This is a genomic window from Bradyrhizobium sp. USDA 4503 (assembly GCF_054055815.1).
Genome location: NZ_JBSRXS010000001.1, coordinates 3,970,950 through 3,993,441, shown reverse-complemented (window position 1 = coordinate 3,993,441; position 22,492 = coordinate 3,970,950). Strand labels below are relative to the sequence as shown.

The 22,492-nt window shown below is 65.0% G+C and carries 22 protein-coding genes; 12 read left to right on the top strand and 10 right to left on the bottom strand.

What is annotated here, in order from left to right; all coding sequences use genetic code 11:
• Window positions 1-5 precede the first annotated feature (5 nt).
• A complete protein-coding gene (locus tag ACVMIH_RS19385; protein WP_057018860.1) occupies window positions 6-1,229 on the bottom strand; it encodes an ABC transporter substrate-binding protein in 1,224 nt (407 codons plus the stop codon).
• Window positions 1,230-1,432: 203 nt separating this feature from the next.
• On the opposite strand from ACVMIH_RS19385, the gene ACVMIH_RS19380 reads away from it, so the two are divergent.
• From ACVMIH_RS19380 to ACVMIH_RS19340, 9 genes are all read left to right on the top strand, one after another.
• Window positions 1,433-2,986 (top strand): acyl-CoA synthetase, encoded by a 1,554-nt coding sequence (locus tag ACVMIH_RS19380; protein ID WP_456863017.1) that lies wholly within the window; start codon window positions 1,433-1,435, stop codon window positions 2,984-2,986.
• Window positions 2,956-4,047 (top strand): phosphotransferase family protein, encoded by a 1,092-nt coding sequence (locus ACVMIH_RS19375; RefSeq protein ID WP_456863014.1) that lies wholly within the window; start codon window positions 2,956-2,958, stop codon window positions 4,045-4,047. The genes ACVMIH_RS19380 and ACVMIH_RS19375 overlap by 31 nt, the downstream gene beginning before the upstream one ends.
• Window positions 4,044-4,553, top strand: coding sequence for a hypothetical protein (locus ACVMIH_RS19370; RefSeq protein ID WP_456863012.1), 510 nt, complete (start codon window positions 4,044-4,046; stop codon window positions 4,551-4,553). Before ACVMIH_RS19375 ends, ACVMIH_RS19370 begins: the two co-directional genes overlap by 4 nt.
• A gap of 186 nt (window positions 4,554-4,739) precedes the next feature.
• Window positions 4,740-5,999, top strand: a complete 1,260-nt coding sequence (locus ACVMIH_RS19365) for an aromatic ring-hydroxylating oxygenase subunit alpha (RefSeq protein WP_456863009.1) — start codon at window positions 4,740-4,742, stop codon at window positions 5,997-5,999.
• Window positions 5,999-6,496: an aromatic-ring-hydroxylating dioxygenase subunit beta gene (locus ACVMIH_RS19360; protein WP_168858853.1), complete on the top strand. Its 498-nt coding sequence runs from the start codon at window positions 5,999-6,001 to the stop codon at window positions 6,494-6,496. The genes ACVMIH_RS19365 and ACVMIH_RS19360 overlap by 1 nt, the downstream gene beginning before the upstream one ends.
• 13 nt (window positions 6,497-6,509) lie before the next feature.
• Complete coding sequence (locus tag ACVMIH_RS19355) at window positions 6,510-7,304, top strand: enoyl-CoA hydratase/isomerase family protein (RefSeq protein ID WP_456863006.1); 795 nt, start codon at window positions 6,510-6,512, stop codon at window positions 7,302-7,304.
• 1 nt (window position 7,305) lies between these two features.
• Window positions 7,306-8,055, top strand: coding sequence for an SDR family NAD(P)-dependent oxidoreductase (locus tag ACVMIH_RS19350; protein ID WP_456863003.1), 750 nt, complete (start codon window positions 7,306-7,308; stop codon window positions 8,053-8,055).
• A gap of 1 nt (window position 8,056) precedes the next feature.
• Entirely contained in the window at window positions 8,057-8,992 is a 936-nt protein-coding gene (locus ACVMIH_RS19345; protein WP_456863000.1) for an alpha/beta hydrolase, read from the top strand.
• Entirely contained in the window at window positions 8,989-10,182 is a 1,194-nt protein-coding gene (locus tag ACVMIH_RS19340; protein ID WP_092083745.1) for an acyl-CoA dehydrogenase family protein, read from the top strand. Before ACVMIH_RS19345 ends, ACVMIH_RS19340 begins: the two co-directional genes overlap by 4 nt.
• A 194-nt stretch (window positions 10,183-10,376) precedes the next feature.
• Here the strand turns inward: ACVMIH_RS19340 and ACVMIH_RS19335 are convergent, their stop codons facing one another.
• The 8 genes from ACVMIH_RS19335 to ACVMIH_RS19300 are packed head-to-tail and all read right to left on the bottom strand — an operon-like array spanning window position 10,377 to window position 19,137.
• On the bottom strand, window positions 10,377-11,123 hold the full coding sequence (locus ACVMIH_RS19335; protein ID WP_076829055.1) for an NAD(P)H-dependent oxidoreductase: 747 nt from the start codon (window positions 11,121-11,123) through the stop codon (window positions 10,377-10,379).
• Window positions 11,124-11,127: 4 nt separating this feature from the next.
• Window positions 11,128-12,288, bottom strand: a complete 1,161-nt coding sequence (locus ACVMIH_RS19330) for an ABC transporter substrate-binding protein (protein WP_456862997.1) — start codon at window positions 12,286-12,288, stop codon at window positions 11,128-11,130.
• A gap of 34 nt (window positions 12,289-12,322) precedes the next feature.
• On the bottom strand, window positions 12,323-13,369 hold the full coding sequence (locus ACVMIH_RS19325; RefSeq protein ID WP_057018850.1) for a branched-chain amino acid ABC transporter permease: 1,047 nt from the start codon (window positions 13,367-13,369) through the stop codon (window positions 12,323-12,325).
• The gene (locus ACVMIH_RS19320) at window positions 13,369-14,241 is read right to left on the bottom strand and encodes a branched-chain amino acid ABC transporter permease (protein WP_168858856.1); all 873 of its coding nucleotides are present in this window, start codon (window positions 14,239-14,241) and stop codon (window positions 13,369-13,371) included. Before ACVMIH_RS19320 ends, ACVMIH_RS19325 begins: the two co-directional genes overlap by 1 nt.
• Window positions 14,242-16,176, bottom strand: coding sequence for an AMP-dependent synthetase/ligase (locus ACVMIH_RS19315; protein WP_456862994.1), 1,935 nt, complete (start codon window positions 16,174-16,176; stop codon window positions 14,242-14,244).
• A complete protein-coding gene (locus ACVMIH_RS19310; protein WP_057018903.1) occupies window positions 16,176-16,970 on the bottom strand; it encodes an ABC transporter ATP-binding protein in 795 nt (264 codons plus the stop codon). The genes ACVMIH_RS19315 and ACVMIH_RS19310 overlap by 1 nt, the downstream gene beginning before the upstream one ends.
• Window positions 16,967-17,821, bottom strand: coding sequence for an ABC transporter ATP-binding protein (locus ACVMIH_RS19305; protein WP_057018847.1), 855 nt, complete (start codon window positions 17,819-17,821; stop codon window positions 16,967-16,969). The genes ACVMIH_RS19310 and ACVMIH_RS19305 overlap by 4 nt, the downstream gene beginning before the upstream one ends.
• Before the next feature lie 5 nt (window positions 17,822-17,826).
• Window positions 17,827-19,137, bottom strand: coding sequence for a phytoene desaturase family protein (locus ACVMIH_RS19300; protein WP_456862991.1), 1,311 nt, complete (start codon window positions 19,135-19,137; stop codon window positions 17,827-17,829).
• A gap of 248 nt (window positions 19,138-19,385) precedes the next feature.
• On the opposite strand from ACVMIH_RS19300, the gene ACVMIH_RS19295 reads away from it, so the two are divergent.
• Together ACVMIH_RS19295 and ACVMIH_RS19290 are read left to right on the top strand one after the other, a co-directional pair.
• Entirely contained in the window at window positions 19,386-20,021 is a 636-nt protein-coding gene (locus ACVMIH_RS19295; protein ID WP_076829047.1) for a TetR/AcrR family transcriptional regulator, read from the top strand.
• Between the two features lie 196 nt (window positions 20,022-20,217).
• Window positions 20,218-20,706: a DUF417 family protein gene (locus ACVMIH_RS19290; RefSeq protein WP_456862988.1), complete on the top strand. Its 489-nt coding sequence runs from the start codon at window positions 20,218-20,220 to the stop codon at window positions 20,704-20,706.
• A 277-nt stretch (window positions 20,707-20,983) separates the two neighbouring features.
• Here the strand turns inward: ACVMIH_RS19290 and ACVMIH_RS19285 are convergent, their stop codons facing one another.
• Window positions 20,984-21,232, bottom strand: a complete 249-nt coding sequence (locus ACVMIH_RS19285; RefSeq protein WP_316396020.1) for a hypothetical protein — start codon at window positions 21,230-21,232, stop codon at window positions 20,984-20,986.
• Between ACVMIH_RS19285 and ACVMIH_RS19280 the strand changes: the two genes are divergently transcribed.
• Window positions 21,231-22,361 (top strand): serine hydrolase, encoded by a 1,131-nt coding sequence (locus ACVMIH_RS19280; protein WP_456782349.1) that lies wholly within the window; start codon window positions 21,231-21,233, stop codon window positions 22,359-22,361. The two genes, ACVMIH_RS19285 and ACVMIH_RS19280, sit on opposite strands and share 2 nt — an antisense overlap.
• The last annotated feature ends 131 nt before the right edge of the window (window positions 22,362-22,492 follow it).

Below are 22,492 nucleotides of genomic sequence, written 5' to 3'. Positions count from 1 at the left end.
CGGGATCAGTCCTTGGCCGGGCCGGCGCCCACGATGTCGCCGAACAGCACCCAGGTCTTGCCGTCGAAGCGGGCGAAACGGCGCTCGGTGATCGCCGCGTAGTCCTGCGGCGCGGTCTGGATCGTGATGCCCGGGAGCAGCATCGGCAGCTCGATGCCGCTGAGATTGGTGGCCTGCTTCAGCACGTTCTCCCGCGTGAGGTTGTCGCCGCAGCGCTGCAGGATGATCGCGCCGAGCTGGGCCGTGGTGTAGCCGGTCACCGCGATCACGTCGTTCGGATCCATCCCCGGCATATATTTCGCGGCGAAGGCGAGATAGTCGGTCATGCCCTTGTCATTGGCCCACGCCGGATCGTTCGGCGTCTTGTAGGAAGTCGTGGTCAGGATGCCGGTGGAGGCCTCGATGCCTGCCGGCACCAGCACGCCGGCGATCGAATTCGCGGTCGAGCCGAGGAAGATCAGCGGTTTCCAGCCAAGCTCGTGGATCTTGCGGATCGCCATCGAGGCGAATTTGTTCTGTGCGGCGATCAGGATCGTATCGGCGCCTGATGCTTTCAGGTTCACGATCTGGGAATCGATCGTGGGCTCGGTCGACTGATACATCGCCTCCTTGACGATCATGGTGTCGGCCTTGGCGCCGAGCCCTTCCTTCAGGCCAAGCACAAAGTCCTTGCCGATGTCGTCGGCCTGCAGCAGCACGCCGATCCTGGCATCCGGCTTCTCGCGCAGCACGTAGCGCGCGATGATCCGGGACTCGTTGACGTAGGTCGGCGAGTAGGGCGTCGTCCAGGGGAACTGCTTGGGATCGTTCCAGCGGGTGCCGCCACTCTGCACCAGCAGATGCGGAACGCCATTGCTGTTGAGATATTTCTGGATCGCGGCGTTGGTCGGCGTGCCGAACGGCGCCATGATCGCGAGCACCTTGTCGTTCTCGACCAGCGCGCGCGTCACTTCGACGGTCTTGGGCGGGCTATAGGCGTCGTCGCGGGTCAGGAAGTTGATGTGGCGGCCATTGATGCCGCCTTTCTCGTTCAGCATCGTGAAATAGGCGAGCATGGTTTTCGGGAAGCTCGCATAGATCGATGCCGGTCCGCTGTAGGGCGCGTTGGCGCCGAGCAGGATCTCGCTGTCACTGACCCCGGGACCATAGGCCTTCTGGGCGTTCGCCGTTCCGAGCGCGCCGGCGAGCGCGAACGCCCACACGGCAAGCGTGACGATTGGCTTCCGCATCTTCCCCTCCCATGACGCCCTCTTTTGCGGGGCTGGTTGATCCGGCGATGGAAGCCTTGAAAGGCTTTACCCCTCGCATCGGCTATGCAATAATAGACCGTCTGTCCGGATTATCAACAGGAATTTCCGGACGGCGTATCGGCCTCATGCGTGACGGAAACATCCGCAGGCGTGCGCGGCCGCATGGCGGTTGAGGAGGAAACATGAAGCTGACGCAGGCGCTGATAGCGGCGGTGCAGTTGCGCAAGGACGCACCCGGCACCATCCACGCAGGACGGTCGCGGAGCTGGAAGGAGATCGGCCATCGCGTTGCCTGTGCCGCGGGCGGGCTGCGACGGCTCGACGTCGATGCCGGCGATCGCGTCGCCATCCTCGCGCACAACAGCGACCTCTATATCGAGGCGCTCTATGCCATCGCCTGGGCCGGTGCGGTCGCGGTGCCGCTCAACACGCGCTGGGCGGTCGCCGAGAACGCCTATGCGATTAACGATTCCACGCCAAAACTATTGCTGGTCGACAAGGCCTTTGCCGAGATTGCGTCCGCGCTGCGCGGCACAAAATCACTCGCCGCTATGGTCTATCTCGACGAGGGGCAAGTGCCCGACGGTATGCAAAGCTATGACGAGCTCATTGCGCATGCGCCGATCGAGGACGCCTCCGGCGCCTACAACGATCTCGCGGGCATCTTCTACACCGGCGGTACCACCGGGTTTCCCAAGGGCGTGATGCTGTCACATGCCAACATCATCTATGAATCGCTGGTCTGGATCTATGCGCTCCGGTTCCGTGAAGATACCCGGTATCTGCACTCGGCCGGCATGTTCCATCTGGCCGGCACTTCGCCGATGATCGCGCTGACCCTGGTCGGTGGCACGCACGTGACCATCGCGAAATTCGAGCCCGAGCTCGCGATGAAGACCATCGCCGAGCACAAGGTGGATTACTGCCTGTTTGTGCCGACCATGCTCAACATGATGCTCAACCATCCATCCTTCGGCACATATGATCTGAGCAGCGTCAAGGATTGCGAATATGGCGCCTCGCCGATGCCCGACGCGCTGCTGGTCAAGCTGATGCGCGTGCTGCCGAGCTGGCGCTTTCACCAGGGCTACGGCATGACCGAAAGCGCAGCGCTGGCGACCATCCTGCCGTGGGAGTATCACGCGCTGGAAGGGCCGCTGGCGGGCAAGCGCAAATCGGCGGGGCGGGCGGCGCCAGGCGTTGAAATCCGCATCATCGATCCCGCGGGCAATGAGGTGCCGCGCGGGACGGTGGGCGAGATCGCGATCCGCGGCGCCGGCGTGATGCTCGGCTATTGGCGCAAGCCTGAGGAAAGCGCGCGCGTGCTGCGCAACGGATGGCTGCACACCGGCGACGGCGCCTGGATGGACGAGGACGGGTTTGTCTATATCGTCGACCGACTGAAGGACATGATCGTCTCGGGCGGCGAGAACGTCTATTCCGGCGAGGTGGAGAACGCCATCTTCCAGCACGAGCACGTCAAGGAATGCGCCGTAATCGCGGTGCCCGATCCGCAATGGGGCGAAGCGGTGCACGCCATTGTGGTGCCGAAGGACGGCAGGAGTCTCGATTCCGAAATGGTGATCGCGCACTGCCGCACCTTGATCGCCGGTTACAAGTGCCCGCGTTCTGTCGATATCCGCCTCGAGCCATTGCCGCTGACCGGCTCCGGCAAGATCATGAAGTCGGCGCTGCGCGAGGAGAAGTGGCAGGGCTATACGAGGTCGGTCAATTGATGCCGGAGGCTGCGAAACGATCCCATCAAGATGTGCCGGAGCCGGTTCGCCCGGTCGCGGTGGATGACGATACAGTGCGGGCGGCACTGGCTCAGCATCTGTCGCGGATATCCGGAAGCCGGACGGAGATTGTCGGCTTCGGGCGCAAATCGTCGGGTTTCTCCTGGATCACCTATGCCTTCGTGGCCCGCTCCGCTGCCGAAGACGACCGCAAACTGATCCTGCGCGTCGGTCCACCGAGCGGGCTGTTTGCGCCTTACTCGGTGCTGCCCCAGGTTTATGCGCTGCAGTCGCTGGCCGGCAGCGGCGTACCGGTGCCGGCGTTGGTGTCATCAGAACAGGATGGCGCCGAGATCGGCTTTCCGTTCTTCATCTGCGCGCATGTCGAGGGCGACGTGCCGGCGCCCTGGGCGGCGAGCGAACTCGATCCGGACCACAAGCGCGCGGTTGCCCGGCAGTTCGTCGAGATCCTCGCGTCGCTGCACCGGGTCGACGCGGATGCGACGCCATTCGCATCGCGGCATCACAGCGGAGAACGTGCCGAAGTCCGCGCCATCGCCGGCTGGCGCGCCTCGCTGGCGCGGCCGACGGCGCGTTACTATCCGCTGCTCGACTGGGGTGGACGCTGGCTGCAGGACAACTGTCCGCGGCCGCCGCGCCGGACCATCGTGCACGGCGACTACCGGATCGGGAACTTCATCGAGCGCAACGGGCGGATCACAGCCATCCTCGATTGGGAGCTCACGCACCTGGGCGATCCGCATGAAGATCTGGCCTGGGCGATGCTGCCGACCTTCAACGCCAGGAGCCGCAAGCTCTATGGCGTGCTCGAGCGCACGGAGGTGATTGATCTCTATCAGCGCGCCTCCGGCATTCCCGTCTCGGACAAGAGCCTCGCCTTCTACGAGGCCTATGCGCTGTATCAGGCGGCAGCGATCCAGATGTGCGCGGTGCGCGCCTTCGAGGTCGATCGCTTCAACGACATGCGGCTCGCCGTGATGGCAAGCCAGATGCCCTCGATCGTGCGGGCCTTCGAGCGCGCATTGGAGGCCGCGGCATGAGTGCATCCTTCGAGCGGTTGATCGACGGCATAATCGATGCGCTGCAAAGCCACGTCGTGCCGAACAGCAATGACGATTTCGTTCGCGGGCAGGTGTTCTCTGCAGTCTACGCGCTGAACGGGCTGAAGCTCGCAGCCGACTGGAAGGCCGGGCCGCTGCTCGAGCAAGTGCGTCTGCAGGACGATACTTTCGCGACGGTCGAACGACTGGCCGGCAGCATGGCGCATCCGGAGGTTCCTTCGACGCCGCGCATCCAGGGCGGCGCGTCCGACGTTGCCGCGATCGAGGCATTGCGCGACGATGGCGACCGGCGGCTGGGGCAACTTCTGCTCTGGGCGAGCGGGGAGCACGCACGGGCGGCTAATCCCAATGCCGCGACCGAGATCGAGCGCCTGCTGCGGCGGGCGACCTGCGACCAGCTCAAGATCGAGCTTGCGACGACGCCGAAGTCGATGCTGCAGCAGATCGCGGGTGGCGAGCGCGACGGTGGTGCGGCGCAGGGCTAGCGTGGTTTCGTCGCCGACCGCCGCCGGGATGCATCGTTGCACGCCTTCCGCGACCAGCGGCGACGCTCACGAAGAAGCTTGCCGGTCCATGGCGCTCATGCTACTAATTCACCGAACGGTCGTTCGGATTATTATTGGATGGCCGATAGACATCCGCGGCAAGCGGCCGGCGAGGGAGACGGAGCGATGAACATGATGACCGGCGTCCCGCCATGGGACCGGCTGATCCGGCCCGACCGGGTGCACGGATCGCTCTACACCGACCCTGACATCTTCGAGGCCGAGCTCAAGAACATCTGGTACCGCACCTGGGTCTATGTCGGGCATGAGAGCGAGGTCCCGAACGCCAACGACTACGTCGTCAAGTCGATCGGCCCGCAATCCGTGATCATGACGCGCGACGAGCAGGGCAAGGTCAATCTGCTACTCAACCGCTGCTCGCATCGCGGCAACCAGGTCTGCTCCTATGACCGCGGCAATGCCCGCTCGTTCACCTGTCCGTTCCACTCCTGGACTTTTGCCAATGACGGCCGCCTGGTCGGTTATGCCTTCCCCGACGGCTATGAGGGGCAGGACAAGTCGCAGCTCGCGCTCGGGCGGGTGACGCGCGTCGAGTCTTACCGCGGCTTCGTGTTCGGCTCGTTCGCGGCCGATGGCCCGACGCTGAAGGAGCATCTCGGCGGCGCCGCCGAGACCATCGATCGCCTGGTGCGCACCTCGCCGGAGGGCGAGGTCGAGATCACGGCGGGCTTCCTCAAGCATCGCGTCAAGGCGAACTGGAAGTTCATCCTGGAGAACGAGTGTGACGGCTATCACCCGGCCTTCGTGCACACCTCGATCTTCGGCGTCGCCGACAGCATGATCGGCAAACTCTATGGCGGCGCCTCGACCGCGCTGACGCGCGACTACGGCAACGGCCATACTGAGATCGACCTGCGACCCGAGTTCCGCAAGCGCGACGCGCCGATGAGCTGGTTCGGCACCAGCGAGGACCGGCTGCCGGACTACACGGCGCGCATGAAGGCCGCCCATGGCGACGCCGCCGCGCGGGAGATCATGATCGACGGCACGCCGCATGTGATGATCTTCCCGAACCTGTTCATCGCCGAGATCCAGATGTTTGTGATCCAGCCGCTCGGCGTCGACGACAGCGTGCAGCACGTCACCGCGTTGCAGTTCAAGGGCGCGCCCGATCTGAACCGAAGGCTGCGCCAGCAGACCATGGGCTCGGTCGGCCCAGCCGGCTTCCTGCTGGCGGACGATTCCGAAATGTACGAGCGCTGCCATCGCGGCGTGCTGGCGCGCAATCCCGAGTGGATCTTCCTCGGCCGCGGCGAGAAGCGCGAGCGGCAGGACGAACTCGGCTTCACGGTCGGCCACGTCACCGACGAGGTGCCGTCGCGCGGCATCTGGACCCATTATCGCAAGTTGATGGAGCCTAGCTGATGCTGTCGCGCGAGAGCAGCGCCACGTTGATGAGCGCCATCACCGCCTTCCTTTATCGCGAGGCGCGGCTGCAGGACGAGCATCAATACGAGGCCTGGGAAAAGCTCTGGACCGACGACGGCGTCTATTGGGTGCCGGCCAACGGCGCCGACATCGACCCGGAACGGCAGATGTCGATCATCTACGACAACCGCTCGCGGATCGCGCTGCGCGTCCGGCAGCTGATGACCGGCAAGCACTTCACCCAGACGCCGCAGTCGAATTTGCGCCGGCTGATCTCCAATATCGAATTGATGGATGACCAGCCTGATGATGGCGACATCGCGGTCGCCAGCAACAGCCTCATCTTCGAATCGAGCCTGCGTGACGACACGCTGTGGGCGGCGCGCAATGAATACCGGCTGCGCCATGTCGATGGCGAATTGCGGATGGCCGCCAAGAAGGTCATCCTCGTCAACAACGACAAGGCGATCTACACGCTCTCGTTCCTGGTCTAGAGGAAAACGCGCCATGATCGACAAGGGCCCCGTTCTGCTCGACATCACCGACGGCATCGCGCGGCTGCGGCTCAACCGCCCCGATGCGGCCAACGGCATGAGTGTCGAGCTGCTCCGCGCGCTGTGCGATGCCATCATGGTCTGTCATGGTCATTCCGATCTGCGCGTCGTGCTGCTGAGCGGCGAGGGCACCAATTTCTGCGCCGGTGGCGACGTCCGCGCCTTTGCCTCCAAGGGCGAGAAGCTGCCGGACTATATCCGTCAGGCGACGGCGTATCTGCAGAATGCGGTGACTGGATTGCTGCGGCTGGAGGCGCCGGTCATATCATCGGTGCAGGGCTTTGCGGCGGGCGGCGGCGGCTTCGGCCTGGTCTGTGCTTCCGATATCGTGATCGCGGCGGAATCGGCAAAGTTCCTCGCTGGCGCGACGCGGGTGGCGATGGCGCCGGATGCCGGCGTCTCCGTTACACTGTCGCGGCTGGTCGGCCTGCGGCGGGCGATGTCGATCCTGTTGACCAACCCGGTGATCCCGGCTGCCGAAGCGTTGCAGATCGGCATCGTCACCAGGGTCGTGCCCGATGCCGAGCTCGCCGATGCATCGCTCGCGCTGGCCCGCGAGCTTGCGGCCGGCGCGCCGAAGGCGCTGGCGGCGACCAAGCGGCTGGTCTGGGCCGGCACCGGCACCAGCATCGAGCAATGCCTGTCGGAAGAGGCGCGCACCGTCGCGGAACTCTCGGGGATGACCGATGCACGCGAAGGGCTCGCCGCGGTGATCGAGCGGCGCCAGCCTGTATTCACTGGGCGCTGAGGTGGCGAGCTTGCCATTCGGACGTCTCGATGGCCGCCGCGCCTTCGTCTCCGGCGGCGCGCGGGGCATCGGTGCTGCGATCGCGCGCAGCTTTGCCGGCGCGGGCGCCAGGGTTGTGATCGCCGATCTCGATGTCGCCGCGGCCTCGGAGCTGGCGCGCGAGACCGGCGCCGGCGTTGCAGGATTAGACGTCAGCGATGCCACGGCAGTGCAGGCTGTGATGGCGCAGGACGGCCCATTCGACATTGTCGTCAACAATGCCGGCATCGATCAGCATGCCTTCTTCACCGATACCACGGCGGAGGATTGGGCGCGGCTGATCGCGGTCAATCTCACCTCGGTCTTGGCCTGCACCCACGCCGCGTTGCCGGCGATGCAGGCGGCGGGCTTTGGCCGCATCATCAACGTTACCTCGGAAGCGGCGCGGCTCGGCTCAAAGGGCGGCGCGGTCTACTCCGCGGCCAAGGGCGGCGTGATCTCGTTCACCCGGAGCATCGCGCGGGAGAATGCACGCTATGGCATCACTGCGAACGCGATGGCGCCGGGACCGATCCGCACGCCGATGCTGGAGCAGGCGGTGGCAAAGGGCGGCGACAGGATCCTGCAGGCAATGACCGGCGCAACGCTGCTCGGCCGCCTCGGCGAGCCGGAGGAGGTCGCGGCTGCCGCGCTGTTCCTGGCTTCCGACCAGGCCGCCTATATCACCGGAGAGACGCTCGGCGTTTCCGGCGGCATGGGCATCGGCGGCTGAAATGGGCAGCGCGGACGACGATATCGCAATCACGCCGGTCGATCGCGCGATCGAGCGTTTGCGCGCGATCTATAGCGGCTGGACCCGCGATACATCGGTGGCGCAGATGCGCGACGACTGGGACGCCGCCTTTGCCGGCTGCTCGGTGCCGGTGACGCGCCAACCGGTCGCCGCCGGCGGGGTCGACGGCGAATGGCTCGTGCCGACGGGCGCATCGCGCGACAAGGTGATCCTCTATTTTCACGGCGGCGGTTTCCGTATCGGCTCGGTCGCGTCGCATCACGACCTGGCCGCACGGATCGCCGATGCATCCGGCTGCCGCGTGCTCTCGATCAATTACCGGCTTGCCCCGGAGCATCGTTTCCCCGCGGCACTCGAGGATGCGCTGATTGCCTATCGATATCTGCGCGATCAGGGGCTGCATCCGGCGGATATCGCCTTCGCCGGGGATTCGGCCGGCGGCAATCTCGTGCTGTGCGCGATGCTGGCGGCGCGCGACCGTGGCTTGCCGCTGCCCGCCGCCGCCGCGCTGATGTCGCCCTGGACCGATCTTACCGCGAGCGGCGCGAGCTATCAGAGCAGGGCCGAGGCCGATCCGATCCACCAGCGCGCGATGATCCTGGCGCTGGCGAAGAACTACCTTGGCAAGGACGGCAATGTCCGCGATCCGCTGGCCTCGCCGCTTTATGCCGATCTCACCCGTCTGCCGCCGCTGCTGGTGCAGGTCGGCGACCGCGAGACCGTGCGCGACGATGCGACGGAACTGGCCGCCCGGGCGCAGGCTGCCGGTGTCGACGTCAAGCTCCAGGTGTGGGACGGCATGATCCACGTCTTCCAGATGTTCCCGGAGATTTCGCAGGCGCGCGAGGCGATCGCATCGCTGGCAGCTTTTTTGCGCAACCATCTTCACATCGGCCATGAGAGGGCGCCACAATGAACGTCATGACGTCGGATCCGCGCCAGCTCACTGAGGCCGAGTTCCACTTTTCGGAGCAGCCCAATCTGCCCGAGGAGCTGCGCATGCTGCGCGAGCAGGTGCGCCGCTTCGTCGAGAAGGAAGTAGTGCCGCATGCCGAGGCGTGGGAGCGCGACGGCAAGATCCCGCGCGAGATCTATCGCCGCATGGGCGCGCTCGGCTTTCTCGGCATGCGCCACGCGGTCGACCATGGCGGCACCGACATGGGGCCGCTGGCCTCGATGGTATTCGCCGAGGAGTTGGGGCGCTCCAGCTTCGGCGGTTTCACCTCGTCGATCCTCGTGCATACCGACATGTCGGCGGTGCACATCTCCTTGCGCGGTACGCCGGAACAGAAGCAGAAGTATTTGCCGGCGATTATCCGCGGCGAGACGGTCTGCTCGATCGCGGTGACCGAGCCCGATGCGGGCTCCGACGTCGCAGGCCTCAAGACGCGGGCGCGGCGCGACGGCGACAGCTGGGTGATCAACGGCGCAAAGATGTTCATCACCAACGCGGTCTATGGCGACATCCTGATCGTCGCCGCGCGGACCGACCCGCATGCCAAGGGCAGCCGCGGCATCTCGCTGTTCATCGTCGAGCGCAACACGCCGGGCATCACGGCGACCAAGCTCGACAAGCATGGCTGGCTCTGCTCGGACACCGCCGAGATCGCGTTCCAGGACGTGCGCGTGCCGGCGGAAAACCTGCTCGGCGAGGAGAACAAGGGCTTCTATGGCATCATGGAGACCTTCCAGAACGAGCGCATCTGCATCGGCGGCATCTGCGCGGGCGAATCCGCCAAGGCGATCGAGCTGACGACGAATTACGTGAAGACGCGGCAGGCATTCGGCGGCCCGCTCTGGAATCAGCAGGGCGTGCGGCTGAAGCTCGCCCAGCTTGCCGCGAAGGCGGCGGCGGCGCGGGCGCTGGCCTATCAGGCCGCCGAGCTCGCGGCGGCCGGGCAGGATTGCCTGCGTGAGGTCTCGATGGTGAAGGCGCTGTCGCCCGAGGTGCTGCACGAGGTCGTGCATGGCTGCCTGCAACTGCACGGCGGCTCAGGCTTCATGCGCGGCACCCCGATCGAGCGCATGGTACGCGACGCGCGGGTGCTGACGATCGGCGGCGGCGCCACCGAGGTGATGCTGGAGGAAGTGGCGAAAAGGATGTGACGCCGGCGCTCTTTCTTACCTCTCCCCGCAAGCGACCGCTTGCGGGGAGAGGTCGGATCGCATCGTGAGATGCGATCCGGGTGAGGGGGAGTCTCCACGAGCGTTTCTGGCAGCGCGTGTGCGGATGCGGCCCCTCACCCCAACCCTCTCCCCGTAAGAACGGGGCGAGGGAGCAGACCTACGTCCGGGTCATGTCATTTCTGGGCACGAGCGCCCTGGCCGACAGTCTGCGCCGCAATGCCCGGCTTCAGCCGCCAGTCCTCGCCAAAATCCGCGAGCGGGTGGAAGAACAGCGGCTCGGTGGTCTCGAGCCGCCGCAGCCGTTCGGCATAGTCGTTGAGATAGCGGTGCCGCGTGGCCTCGTCGACGAAGTTCACTGAATACGACACGAACGGCGGCAGCACCTTGCAGCCCGCATAGGCCAGCATGCCGTTCTGGATCGGCCACAGCACCACATCGAGCGCACCGACCAGCCCGTCGGGCGCGCACATGCCGGGATAGGCGGCGGTCGAGGTCACGACCATGGCGCGGCGGCCGGCAAGGCCGCCGGTGTCGTAGCGGCGGCCGCTGCCGTAAATTGCGCCGTTGACGAACACGCGGTCGATCCAGCCTTTCATGATGGCGGGGACCGAGAACCACCACAGCGGAAACTGCAAGATCAGGAGGTCGCACCACAGCAGCTTCTCGATCTCGGCGGCGATGTCGCCGCTGAGCGCCCCGTGCTGCAGATTGTATTTCTGCTCGCGGTCATATTGCAGCCGGTCGGGAAACCGCCGCGCGCCAAAGTCTTCGGCGGTCGCTACCGGGTTGAACCGCATGGCGTAGAGATCGGAGATCCTGACCGTATGCCCGAGCGCGGTCAGTTCCGCCACCGACCGCGCCAGCAGTGCAGCGTTGAACGACCGCGCCTCCTGATGGGCAAAGACGATCAGGACCTTCATCTCTCTAGTTCACCGGCTTGAAGCTGAGCGTCGCGGCATCGGCCTGCATGATCTGCAGCTTCTGGTTCGAGAAGCGGACGCCGGGACCGAAGCTGATCGGCGCCATCACGCCGGTCTCGACATTCTTGGTCTTCTCCAGTTCCGAGATGGTGCAGGCCCAGGTCGGCTGCTTGCCACAGCGCTCGATTGCCGCGATCAAGACCTTCGCGGCGGCATAGCCGGTCATGGTGTAGCGGTTGATGCCCTTGAACTCGGCCTCCGACACCAGCGGCTTGGCCTTCTCCAGGAACGCCTTGCCCGCCGCGCCGGCGAATGGCTCGACATAGTCGACCGCGTAGATGCCATCGCCCGCCGGGCCCATCAGCTTCAGCACCGGCTCGATGCGGCCGGGCCAGAAGATGCCGGTCACCGGCTTGATGTTCAATTTCTCGAGCTCCTTTGTCATCGCGATATTCTCGGCGATGATGCCGCCGGCCAAAAACACCTCGGCGCCGGCATCCTTCAGCTGCAGCATGTCGGATGAGAAGTCCTGCTGGCCCTTCTTGTAGTTGCCGCTGTAGACGACGTTCAGCTTCTTGGCCTTGACCACGGAATCGAAGCCGTCGCGCACGGTGATGCCGTAATCGTCGTCCTGGGTGATCAGGCCCCATTTCTTGCCGGGGTTCCTGTCGGCGAGGAAGTTGACGAGATGGATGATTCCCTCCTCGTAGGATTGGCCGACCACGAACACGTTCTTGCGCGCCGGCTCCCACAGGAATTTGACCGGCGCGACGTCGATCACGGTCGGGATACCGGACTTCTCCAGCACCGGCATCACAGCGATCGACTGGCCCGAGCCGGAGATGCCGAGCATCGCGAAGACCTTGTCGACGTCGATCACCTTCTTGATGCCCTGGATGGTTCGCGCTGTGACGTAGCCGTCGTCCTCCAGCACATATTTGATCTTGCGGCCGTTGATGCCGCCGGCGGCGTTGGCTTCGGCGATCGCGATCTTGTGGCCGATCGAGGCGGCGACGCCCAGCAGCGCCGGCGGGCCGGTCAGCGGCTCCACGTCGCCGATCAGGATCTCGCTGTCGGTGATGCCGGGATCGGCGGCAGTAGCCGGGCCGGTCGCGAGACAGGCCGTGGAAAGCAGCAGCGCGGCCGCCGCCAGGTGTTTGATCATTGTCTCCTCCTCATGGTGTTGCGTCTTTTTTTGATTAGTAGCGCAGCGGCCAGTGCACCCAGGCCCGCCTGATGTCGTGCCAGGCGCCGACCAGCCCCCGCGGCTGGAAGCGCAGGAACAGGATGATGACGAGGCCGTAGAGCATGCTCTTCAGCTCCTGCGCGCCGGTCGTGAAGGTCGCATCCATCTGCGCGCTGAACAGGCTGAAGACGAGCCGCGTCGCCTCCGGCAGCAGCACGATCAGGATGGTGCCGAGCACCGCGCCGAGCGCCGAGCCGAGTCCACCGACGATCAGGATCGCCAGCGCCTCGATCGAGAGCAGGAACGGAAAGCCCTCGACGCTGACGAAGGAGAGATAGATGCCGTACAGCGCGCCGGCGATGCCGGTGATGAACGCCGAGGTGACGAAGGCGAACAGCTTGTAGGCATGCAGGTTGATGCCCATGACGCGCGCCGCCGTGTCGTTGTCCCTGATCGCGACAAAGGCGCGGCCGACCCGGCTGCGGCGGATGTTGAGGGTGGCGAACAGCGTCAGTGCCGCGATGCCGAGGCAGAGATAGGTGAAGGCCGCGTCGCCGTCGAAGCTGATGCCGAGGATCTCGGGCCGCTGCACCTGAATGCCGCGTGCGCCGTTGGTGAGCCAGCGCATCTCCAGGATCACGGTGTTGATGATGAAGGAGAAGGCGAGCGTGGTGATGGCGAGGTAAAGTCCCTTGAGCCGAAGCGACGGCGCACCGACGATCAGGCTCGCCAGCGCCGGCACCACGCCGGCGCCGAAGAAGCCGACCAGCGGCGGCATGTGGTACTTCGAGACCAGCACCGCATAGGCATAGGCACCGGTGACGAGGAAACCGACATGGCCGAGCGAGATCAGGCCGGTGTAGCCGGTCAGGATGTTGAGTCCGAGCGCACCGGTGACCGTGATCAGGATGATCATCAGGAACGACAGCGCGTAGGAGTTCAGCACAAAAGGAGCGGTGATCAGCGCCAGCAGCAACACGGCCGACCATAGCCACACCGGCGGGGAATCGATCAGCGCAACCAGTTCGCCGTAGCTCTGCTTGTAATCGCCGGTGCGCATCACACCCTCTCGATGTCGCGTTCGCCGAAGATGCCGAACGGGCGGATCATCAGCACGATGATGATCATGGCAAAGCCCGCGACCTCCTTCATGCCGGAGCCGATATAGCCGCCGGCCAGGTTTTCGGTGATGCCGATCAGGAGGCCGCCGAGGCCGGAACCGAGCACGGCGTCGAGGCCGCCGAGGATGGTGGCCGGAAACGCCTTCAGCCCGAGCTGGAACATCGCCGGCGATAGATCATAAGACAGCGCGAAGAACACGCCGCCGATGCCGGCGATCACCGAAGACGCGGCCCAGGCCAGCGCATGAACTCTTGTTGCGCTGATGCCCATCAACAGCGCCGTGCGATCGTCGGCTGCGACCGCGCGCATCGCAACCCCGACCTTGCTGTAACGGAAGAACGCCCAGATCGCGGCGATCAGCAGAAGCAGCGTCGCGATGACCGCAATCTGCCCGGTACGCACGCCGATGCCGCCGAGATGCACGATGCCGCGGCCCATGCCGATGTCGAGGCCGTGCGGATAGGCGTCCCAGATGAAGTTGATGGCGGAGCGCAGGATCACGGCGAGCCCGATCGTGACCATCACGGTCGCGAATACCGGCTCGCCCAGCATCGGCCGCATCACGAGCCGCTCGATGATCAGGCCGAGCAGGACAGCGGCGAGAATCGCACCCACCGCGACGACGAACACATTGCCGCTGACCGTGGTCGAGATCGTCCAGGCGATATAGGCGGTGATCATGGTCATCTCGCCCTGTGCGAAATTGACCAGCCCGGTGGACTTGTAGATCACCGCAAAGCCCATCGCGATCAGCCCGTAGATCGCGCCGATCGCGAGCCCCGAGATCAGCAGCTGGATGAGATACTGCATTCAGCCCTCCGCCCGGTAGATGATGGCGAGCTCGCGGGCGAACTTCTTCTCGATCATGGCGCGGCGTACCTTCTGGGTGGCGGTCAGCTCGCCGTCGTCATGGTCGAGCTCCTTTTCCAGGATGGCGAAGCGCCTGATGTTCTCGACCCGGGCGAACCGCTTGTTGGTCTCGTTGACGACGCGCCCGACCAGCTCATTCACTTCGGGAAGCTGCGACAGCGATTTGTAGTTGGTGTAGGCGAGCGCCCGTTCGCGCGCCCAGCGGCCGACATTGTCGTAATCGACCTGGATGATGGCGCCGAGATACTTCCTGGCCTCGCCGACCACGATCGCTTCCTTGATGAATTCGGAATCCTTCAGCGCGTTCTCGATCTCGGACGGGGCGATGTTCTTGCCGCCAGCGGTGATGATGATCGCCTTCTTGCGGTCGACCACGGCGATCTCGCCATTGTCGAGGACATCGATGATGTCGCCGGTGCGCAGCCAGCCGCCGGGCTCCAGCGAGGCGGTCGAGGCCGTTTCGTCGAGGAAGTAGCCCTTGAAGACGCCGGGGTTGCGCAGCAGGATCTCGCCGTCGGTGTCGCACTTCCATTCGGTCTGCGGCAGCGGCACGCCGCAGCCGCCGATCCGGTGATGGTTTTCGGTCTGGATGAAGGCGACGCCGCCGCTTTCGGTGAGGCCATAGCCCTGCGACACCGGACGGCCGATGATGTCGAAGAAGCGCAGCGTCTCCGGCGAGATCGAGGCGCCGGCGCACAGCCGGTGCCGGCTGTAGGCGAAGCCGAGATGGCGCTGCAAATTGCGGAACATCAGGAGATAGAGCAGCCCGTAGGCGGCGCGATCGAGCCAATTGTCTTTGCCGGCCTGCCGACGGTCGGACAGCGTGCGGCCCCAGGCGAGGCAGGCCCTGGTGAAGCTCTGGCGCAGGCGGCCGCTCTCGCCAAGGCGGAACAGAAAGCCCTGCTGCAGCTTTTCGTAGATGCGGGGAACGCCGACGAAGAAGGTCGGCGCGATCTCGCGGATGTTGATCGCGACGGTGTCGATCGATTCGGCGAACGAAACGGTGCCGCCGAGCACGAGATGGGTCACGGTGCCGTAGCAGCGCTCGGCGACGTGGCACAGCGGCAGGTAGCTCACCGCCTCGAACGGCTTGTCGGCAATGCCGACGGTCCTGGCGTAGGCATAGGCGGCGTAGACGAGATTGCGATGGGTCAGCATCGCGCCCTTGGGCGGACCTGTCGTGCCCGAGGTGTAAACGAGGATGCAGACGTCGTCGGGCGCGCCCTGGCTGATCAGGCGGTCGAGCGTGGCGTCGGCCTCCGGGTTCTGCTGCGCGTAGGCCCTGCCGCGCTCGCACAATGCGGCGAACGACATCAGCTCCGATTGCCGGTAATGCCGCAGGCCCTTCATGTCGATGCAGACGATGGCCTCCAGATCCGGCAGGCCGCCATTGCCCGCCATCGCATCCCGCACCTTGTCGGTCTGCTCCTGGTCGCCGGTGACGACGATGCGGGCACCCGAATGCTTGACGATATATTGCAGCTCGACCCAGGGATTGGTCGGATAGATGCCGACCGCGACCGCGCCGATCATCTGCGCGCCGAGATCGGCATAGAACCATTCCGGCGTGTTCTCGCCGGCGATGGCGATGCGGTCGCCAGGCTTGATGCCGAGCGAGAGCAGGCCGAGCGCCACCGCGCGCGCGGTGTCGTAATAGTGCCGCCAGGAATAGGGATTCCAGATGCCGTAGTCCTTCTCGCGCAGCGCCAGCGCCTCGCCGTGCATCGCGGCGCGCTGCCGTAGCAATTGCGGGATGGTGATGGCGGCATCCGGAAGCGTAGCCTGCAACGCGTCGATGCCGGCTGCGGGCACACTGCGTGCGGCGCTGGCTGGCAGCGGCGGATGAGCGGTGCGCAGGCTGTCCAGCGTCGACATCACGCGCCTGCCTTTGTCATCGCGTCAGTGCGCTGACCGCCGAGATAGGCCTCCGCGACTGCCGGATCGCGCCTGATCGCACCAGGTGCGCCTTCGGCGATCTTGCGGCCGAAATTCAGCACATGGACGCGGTCGGAGATGTCCATCACGATGCGCATCTCGTGCTCGATCATCACGACGGTGATGCCGAGCTCGTCGCGGATGTCGAGCACGAAGCGCGCGATGTCCTCGGTCTCCTCCTGGTTCATGCCGGAGACCATCTCGTCGAGCAGCAACAGCTTCGGCTCGCAGGCGAGCGCGCGGGCGAGCTCGACGCGCTTCTGCTGGCCGTAGGACAGCGTGCCGACCACGGCGTCCCTGATATGCTCGATCTCGAGGAATTCGATGATGTGCTCGACGCGCTGCCGTGCCGCGATTTCCTCCTTGCGGGTACGCCCGTAGAACCACACCGCATCGAGCACGGTCGAGCGCAGATGGGTGTGGCGGCCGGTCAGGATGTTCTCGACCACGGTGCCGTGCTTGAACAGCGCCAGATTCTGGAAGGTGCGGCCGATACCGACGGCGGCGAATTTCCACGGCGAGATCGTCGAGAGGTCGATGCCGTCGAACGTGATGCGGCCACCGCTCGGCCGCAGCACGCCCGAGATCATGTTGAACAGCGTGGTCTTGCCGGCGCCGTTCGGACCGATCACGCTGCAGATCTCGCCGGGCGCGACGCGCAGGCTGACATCGGCGACCGCCTGCAGGCCGCCGAAGCGTTTTGACAGCTTCTCGACCGTGAGCAGCGCGGTCACGACAGCCACCGCTTGCGGCGCTTGTAATGCTTGACGTCGCGCAGGCTCTTGCGGCCGGCGGTGGAGACGCCGAGATAGAATTCCTGGACGTCCTCATTGGCGGTGAGCTTCGCCGCCGTGCCGTCGAGCACGACGCGGCCGGTCTCCAGGATGTAGCCGTAATCGGCGATGTCGAGTGCGCGCTGCGCGTTCTGCTCGACCAGCAGCACCGTCATCTTCAGTTCGTCGCGCAGCCGGACGATCACCTCATAGATGCGGTCGATGATCAGCGGCGCGAGGCCGAGCGACGGCTCGTCGAGCGCCAGCAGCACGGGATCGGTCATCAACGCGCGGCCGATCGCGAGCATCTGTTGCTCGCCGCCGGACATGTAGCCGGCGATCTGGTCGCGCCGCTCATATAGTCGTGGAAACAGCGTAAACACCTTGTCGCGGCGCTCGCGCGCCTCGGCGCTGGTCCTGGTGTAGCCGCCCATTTGCAGGTTCTCGTCGATGGTGAGTGCCGCGAACACGCGGCGGCCCTCCGGCACCTGCACGATGCCGCGGCGGACCAGTTCGTCCGGCGCAAGGCGATGCACCTCGTCATTGCGGAAGCGGATGCTGCCGTTCTCGATCACGCCTTCCTCGGTATAGAGGATGCCGGACATCGCCTTCAGCAGCGTCGATTTGCCGGCGCCGTTGGAGCCGAGCAGGGCGACGATGTTGCCCTCGGGCACCGCGATCGAGACGTCGCGGATCGCCTCGATCGCATTGTCGTAGACGATCCGGATGTTGCGGAATTCAAGCAAGCCATCCTGCGCCGGCGCGGCCTGCGGCGCTGCTTGCGGCATCGGATGCGGGATGGTCGTCGGCATCGTGCTCAGACCCGGCCTGCCGATAAGCGCGGGCGTGCGGCGAGGATCGCGTCGGTGACGATCTTGGCGGTCTCGGCGCAGGCTTGCGTGCCGCCATTGCCATATTGCTTCACCGCATCGCCGACGCACCACAGGCCCTCGATGCCGGTCTCGCGCGGCAGATCGTAGCCGGCGCAGCTGCGTTGCGCCGGCCAGTCGTCGCGCATCACCCGGATCGACAGGATTTTGGCCTGGTCGAAATTAGTGAACTGCTCGCGAAGATCCTCGAGCGCGAGCGCGACCTCCGCGTCGGCATCGAAATCGCCGAGCGCGGGCACCGGCACGGCATAGGCGACATAGAGGTGCCAGCCGGGCGGCGCCAATTCCGGACAAGTGGCAGAGAGGTTGGCCATGTTGCAGAGCCGGCGCGTCTTGCCGAAGGTGACGATGCCGGGATGACTGATCAGCGGCTCGCGGCTCGCGACATTGATGACGATGTTGGCGGCCGGGCGAAGGTCGTTCTTCACCCTGGCGATATAATCCGCCGGGAACGCCTCGCTGCCGGCGAGCGCGACGGTGGCCTTTGGCCCGGCATTGCTGATGACGAGATCGGTGTCGATCCGCACCAGTTCACCATTGCGCAGAACGGTGACGCCTTCGACGCGGCCGTCTGATGTGTGGATCGTGGTCGCCGGCGTTTCCAGCCAGATGTCGCCGTTGCGCCTGATCGCGCTGCCCAGGCTGTTCCAGACCCCGATCGTGCCCTGCGGGCAGAAGCCGAATTTCTTGAAGGCGCCCTTGCTGGTGAAATAAGTGAGGAAGGCGCGGGCCGGCAGCTCGGCGGCGTTGCAGGCGAAGATCGCCGCGCAAAGATTGCGGAACAGCGCGTGTACGGTGGCGTTGCTGGTGTAGCCCTTCAGCCAGTCCTCGGTCGATTGCCGCCCGTCGGGCAGGTTGCCGGAGCGGGCGTCGGCGAATTTCTCCAGGATGCGCGAGGCCTGCTTGGTCAGTTGCCCGAGCAGCAGCGACCAGCCGCCGCGGCCGACATCGATCACCTTGCCGTCGATGAAGAACGAGCTCGCGGGCTCCGGCGCGCGGATGTCGAGCGGGGCGCCGACGGTGTGGAAGGTTTCCTCGAACACGCCACCGAACTCGATCGCGATCGCCCCGATATTGACCTTGAAGCCGTCGATCTCCTCGGTCGAGGCGCGTCCGCCGAGCCGGTCCTTGTCGTCGACGACGAGCGTATGCAGCCCGCCATGGGCGAGGAGCGCCGCGGCGCACAGCCCGCCGGCGCCGGCTCCGATCACGACAGCATCGATCCTCTGAGAATCCACGCGCAACCTCCCGCGATGCCGCCGGGTTGCTCCCGGCGTGCGCAATCCGCTTGCTTGATAGAAGGCAGTCTAATATAATCCGACCGGTCGTTCAAATTATTTTTTGACGCAGGTCGCTCGTCGCACGGGCGATGGAAGAGTCTGGTGGATGGTGCCCGCAAAGGGGAGGAGAGCGTGGGGCGGCGGTAGTATAGAGAGAGGCAGTCGCCCGATTCCGGCGGCGCCGATGGTGCATGAGAGAGACGGCAATGGCGCGGACGCGCTCAGAGAATTACGACGAGATTCAGCGGAACATTCTCACCACTGCCTGCGGCCTGTTCGCGCGGCAGGGCTACATGCGTGCCTCGATCGCCGACCTTGCGGATGCCTGCAAGCTGTCGCGCGGCGCGCTGTACCATTATTTCGATTCCAAGGAAGCGATCCTGTTCGCGATCCTCGACGCCCATATCCGCGAGATGATCGCGGACGTCGAAGCCGCGATGGCCGAAAAAGCGACGACGCTGGAGCAGTTCCGCGCCGCGATCCAGGCCATCGTCGCGCTGAATGCGCGTTCGAGCGACGAGCAGCGCGTCATCCTCAACGACCTCTCGTTCCTCGGCGAGACCGAGCAGGATGCGATCAAGGCGCTGGAGCGCCAACTCGTCGACACCGTCTCGGATCTGCTGGTCAAGCTCGACAAGGAAGGCAAGATCGTCAAGCGGACCAAGAAGATCTACAGCATGATGCTGTTCGGCATCCTGAACTTCAGCCACACCTGGTACGATCCGAAGGGCGGGATCGATCCAGGGGAGTTCGCCGACATGGTGGTGGACCTGTTCCTGTACGGCTTCACCATGCCGGTGCCGGCAAAGAACGCCGCGCGGCCGCTGCGCCAGCGCGCGTGAGGCCGACGCGGCGCGCACTGCGGCTTCGCGCCGAAGACATCTCTCGCAGCGATTATTCCTCATCTCGTCTGCACATCATCGTGAAGGCCGAGACGTTGTCCCGCGCGTAACGCACGCGCGGCGCGCCGCGTAGTTTTGCCACGAACGCCGCGACAGCGGCCGATGGTGGCTCCGCAGCGAGGGAAGAAACAACCACATGAATCTGTCGTTCAACATCGCCGAACAAGGCGAGGGGTCTTATCGAGCGCTCGCGATCCTGCGCTGGGTCATGGTCGTGATCTTCGTGTCGTTCGGCATGCAGAAATTCACGCTGCAGTCGGCGCAAGGCATCGCGCAGTTCATCAGCAACAGCCCGTTCATCTCGTGGCTGTCGGTGTTCGGTCTCCGCGGCGAGGCCTATGTGCTCGGGGTGGCCGAGTTCGGCATTGCGGCGCTGCTCGTCGCGGGCGCGTTCAGCCCGCTTCTCTCGGCGATCGGCTCGTTGATGGGCGTCTTCACCTTCGCGGTGACGTGGTCGTTCTTCTTCACGACGCCGGGGGTGGTCAAATGGAGCCTGTCGACCGATCCGATGGCCTGGAACCTGGCCGGCGAGTTCCTGTTCAAGGACATCGTGCTTCTGTGCGTCTGCCTCGTGCTGCTATTGGCGTCGTTGCCGCGGTCGATCGTCCGCTCGCGCGCCAAATAGGTGTCGCGCCGCGCATCGATGGTTGACCAATGGTTAAACAGTCATCGCGCGCATCCGGCATCTGGAACAGGACAAAACGTCGCGGACGACCGTGTCTTGAAAATCGAATCCGATCGGCTTATGCAACCTTCGATTGACGAATTGTTGCTAGGAAGAAACGTCCCCGGTTGGGAGCGGAATGTGACGAAGTCAGAAATATCCTTGGCCCGATCGGCAAGCGCCGATCTTGCCGTTTCGTCGAAGCCCACTCCCGTCATTTTCAAACGTCCCGCATTTTTTAGTTCGATTGCAGTTCCCGCACCGTGGCTGGAGTGGGAGGGCGGTCGCGATCGCGGCTTCCGGAAGTGACCACCGGAACAGCGATCGGGCCGCCCCGTCCCCAGCCGGGCGGGTAACGGCGCAAGACGCGCAATCGTGAATTCGGACGCTTGGGTTCCACCGCTAGGATCGTGATGTCGCCATCTATCGATGGTGAACAGATTGTCTGCAGGTCGCATCGCAACATCGTGCCGATTTCGTTCTTCATGAGACAATGGCTCACCGTCCGGATCGCGGCCGTCCTGTTCGTGGTCGCTGGTAGCGTGCTTGGGGGAGCGCGCGCGGATTCCGACATGGACGCGCAGATCAGGGACATCGTCACGACGGAACTCGCGCCGACCGCGACCGCGACCGACCCGGGCGGCCTCGCCGCGGCGGTCTATGCCGGGGGCCGGGTCGCGTTCTTCAACTACGGTTTCGCTGATGACTCAGCGAAGCGGCCGGTCACCCCGGACACGCTGTTCAACCTTGCCTCGTTGCGCAAGCTGTTCGAGGCGACGCTGGTCGCGCTCGGCACCGAGCGCGGCGAATTGCGGCTGGACGATCCGGTCGGCAAGTATCTGCCCGAGCTCAACGGCGACTACGTCAGCCGCGTCACCATCGGCGAACTCGTCAATCATACGTCGGGGCTGCTGCTGCCGACCGATCATCCGCCATGGCCGGTCGGGACCTTCAGCCGTGATCAGTTCATCGCGATGCTCAACGCGTGGACGCCGCCGGCAGGAGAGCAGCCGGGCAAGCAGCGCATCTACAGCCATGCCGGCTATGTCCTGCTGCAGCTGGTGCTGGAGCGGCGCTATGAGATGCCGATCGCGACGTTGATCGGGAGCCGCATCCTCAATCCCCTCGGAATGACGTCGACCTTCGTTCCGGACCGCAGCGAGGACAACCGCGCGAGGATGGCGCCCGAGCTGATGCAGCGCGTGGTTCAGGGCTACTCCCACGACGGCACGGCGATCGGTCCGCCGGGCAATCAGCAGCGCTATTACGATTTTCCAGGCACCGGCCAGATGTTCTCATCGGCGCGCGATCTCGGCATATTGCTGGGCGCCTGCCTCGACGGCGCGGTGATCGATCCCGAATTGCGCGCAGCGTTGCAGATGACCGAGCGGGAGAGTTTTCGCGTCGACGAAAAGTTCGGCCAGGCGATGGCATGGGAGCATGTGCGGCTGGACGGCATCACCGTGATCGACAAGCCGGGCGGTCTCAATAACGCCTCAGCCTATGTCGGCCTGGTGCCGGCGCGCAGGCTCGGCATCGTGCTGCTCGCCAATCGCGGCGACTATCCGCACGAGATCGCGCGCTACAGGATCTTGCCGGCCCTCGCGCGACTTTAATCGCAGGACGTGCCAGTCCAATGACACGGCCTGCGCGGCAGGGCAGAGGATGCATGCAAAAATCGCGATGGCGCGGAACCGTGATGAGCTGTATAAGCCGGTAGCTTCTTCTCCATTTTGAAGAGGCTGAT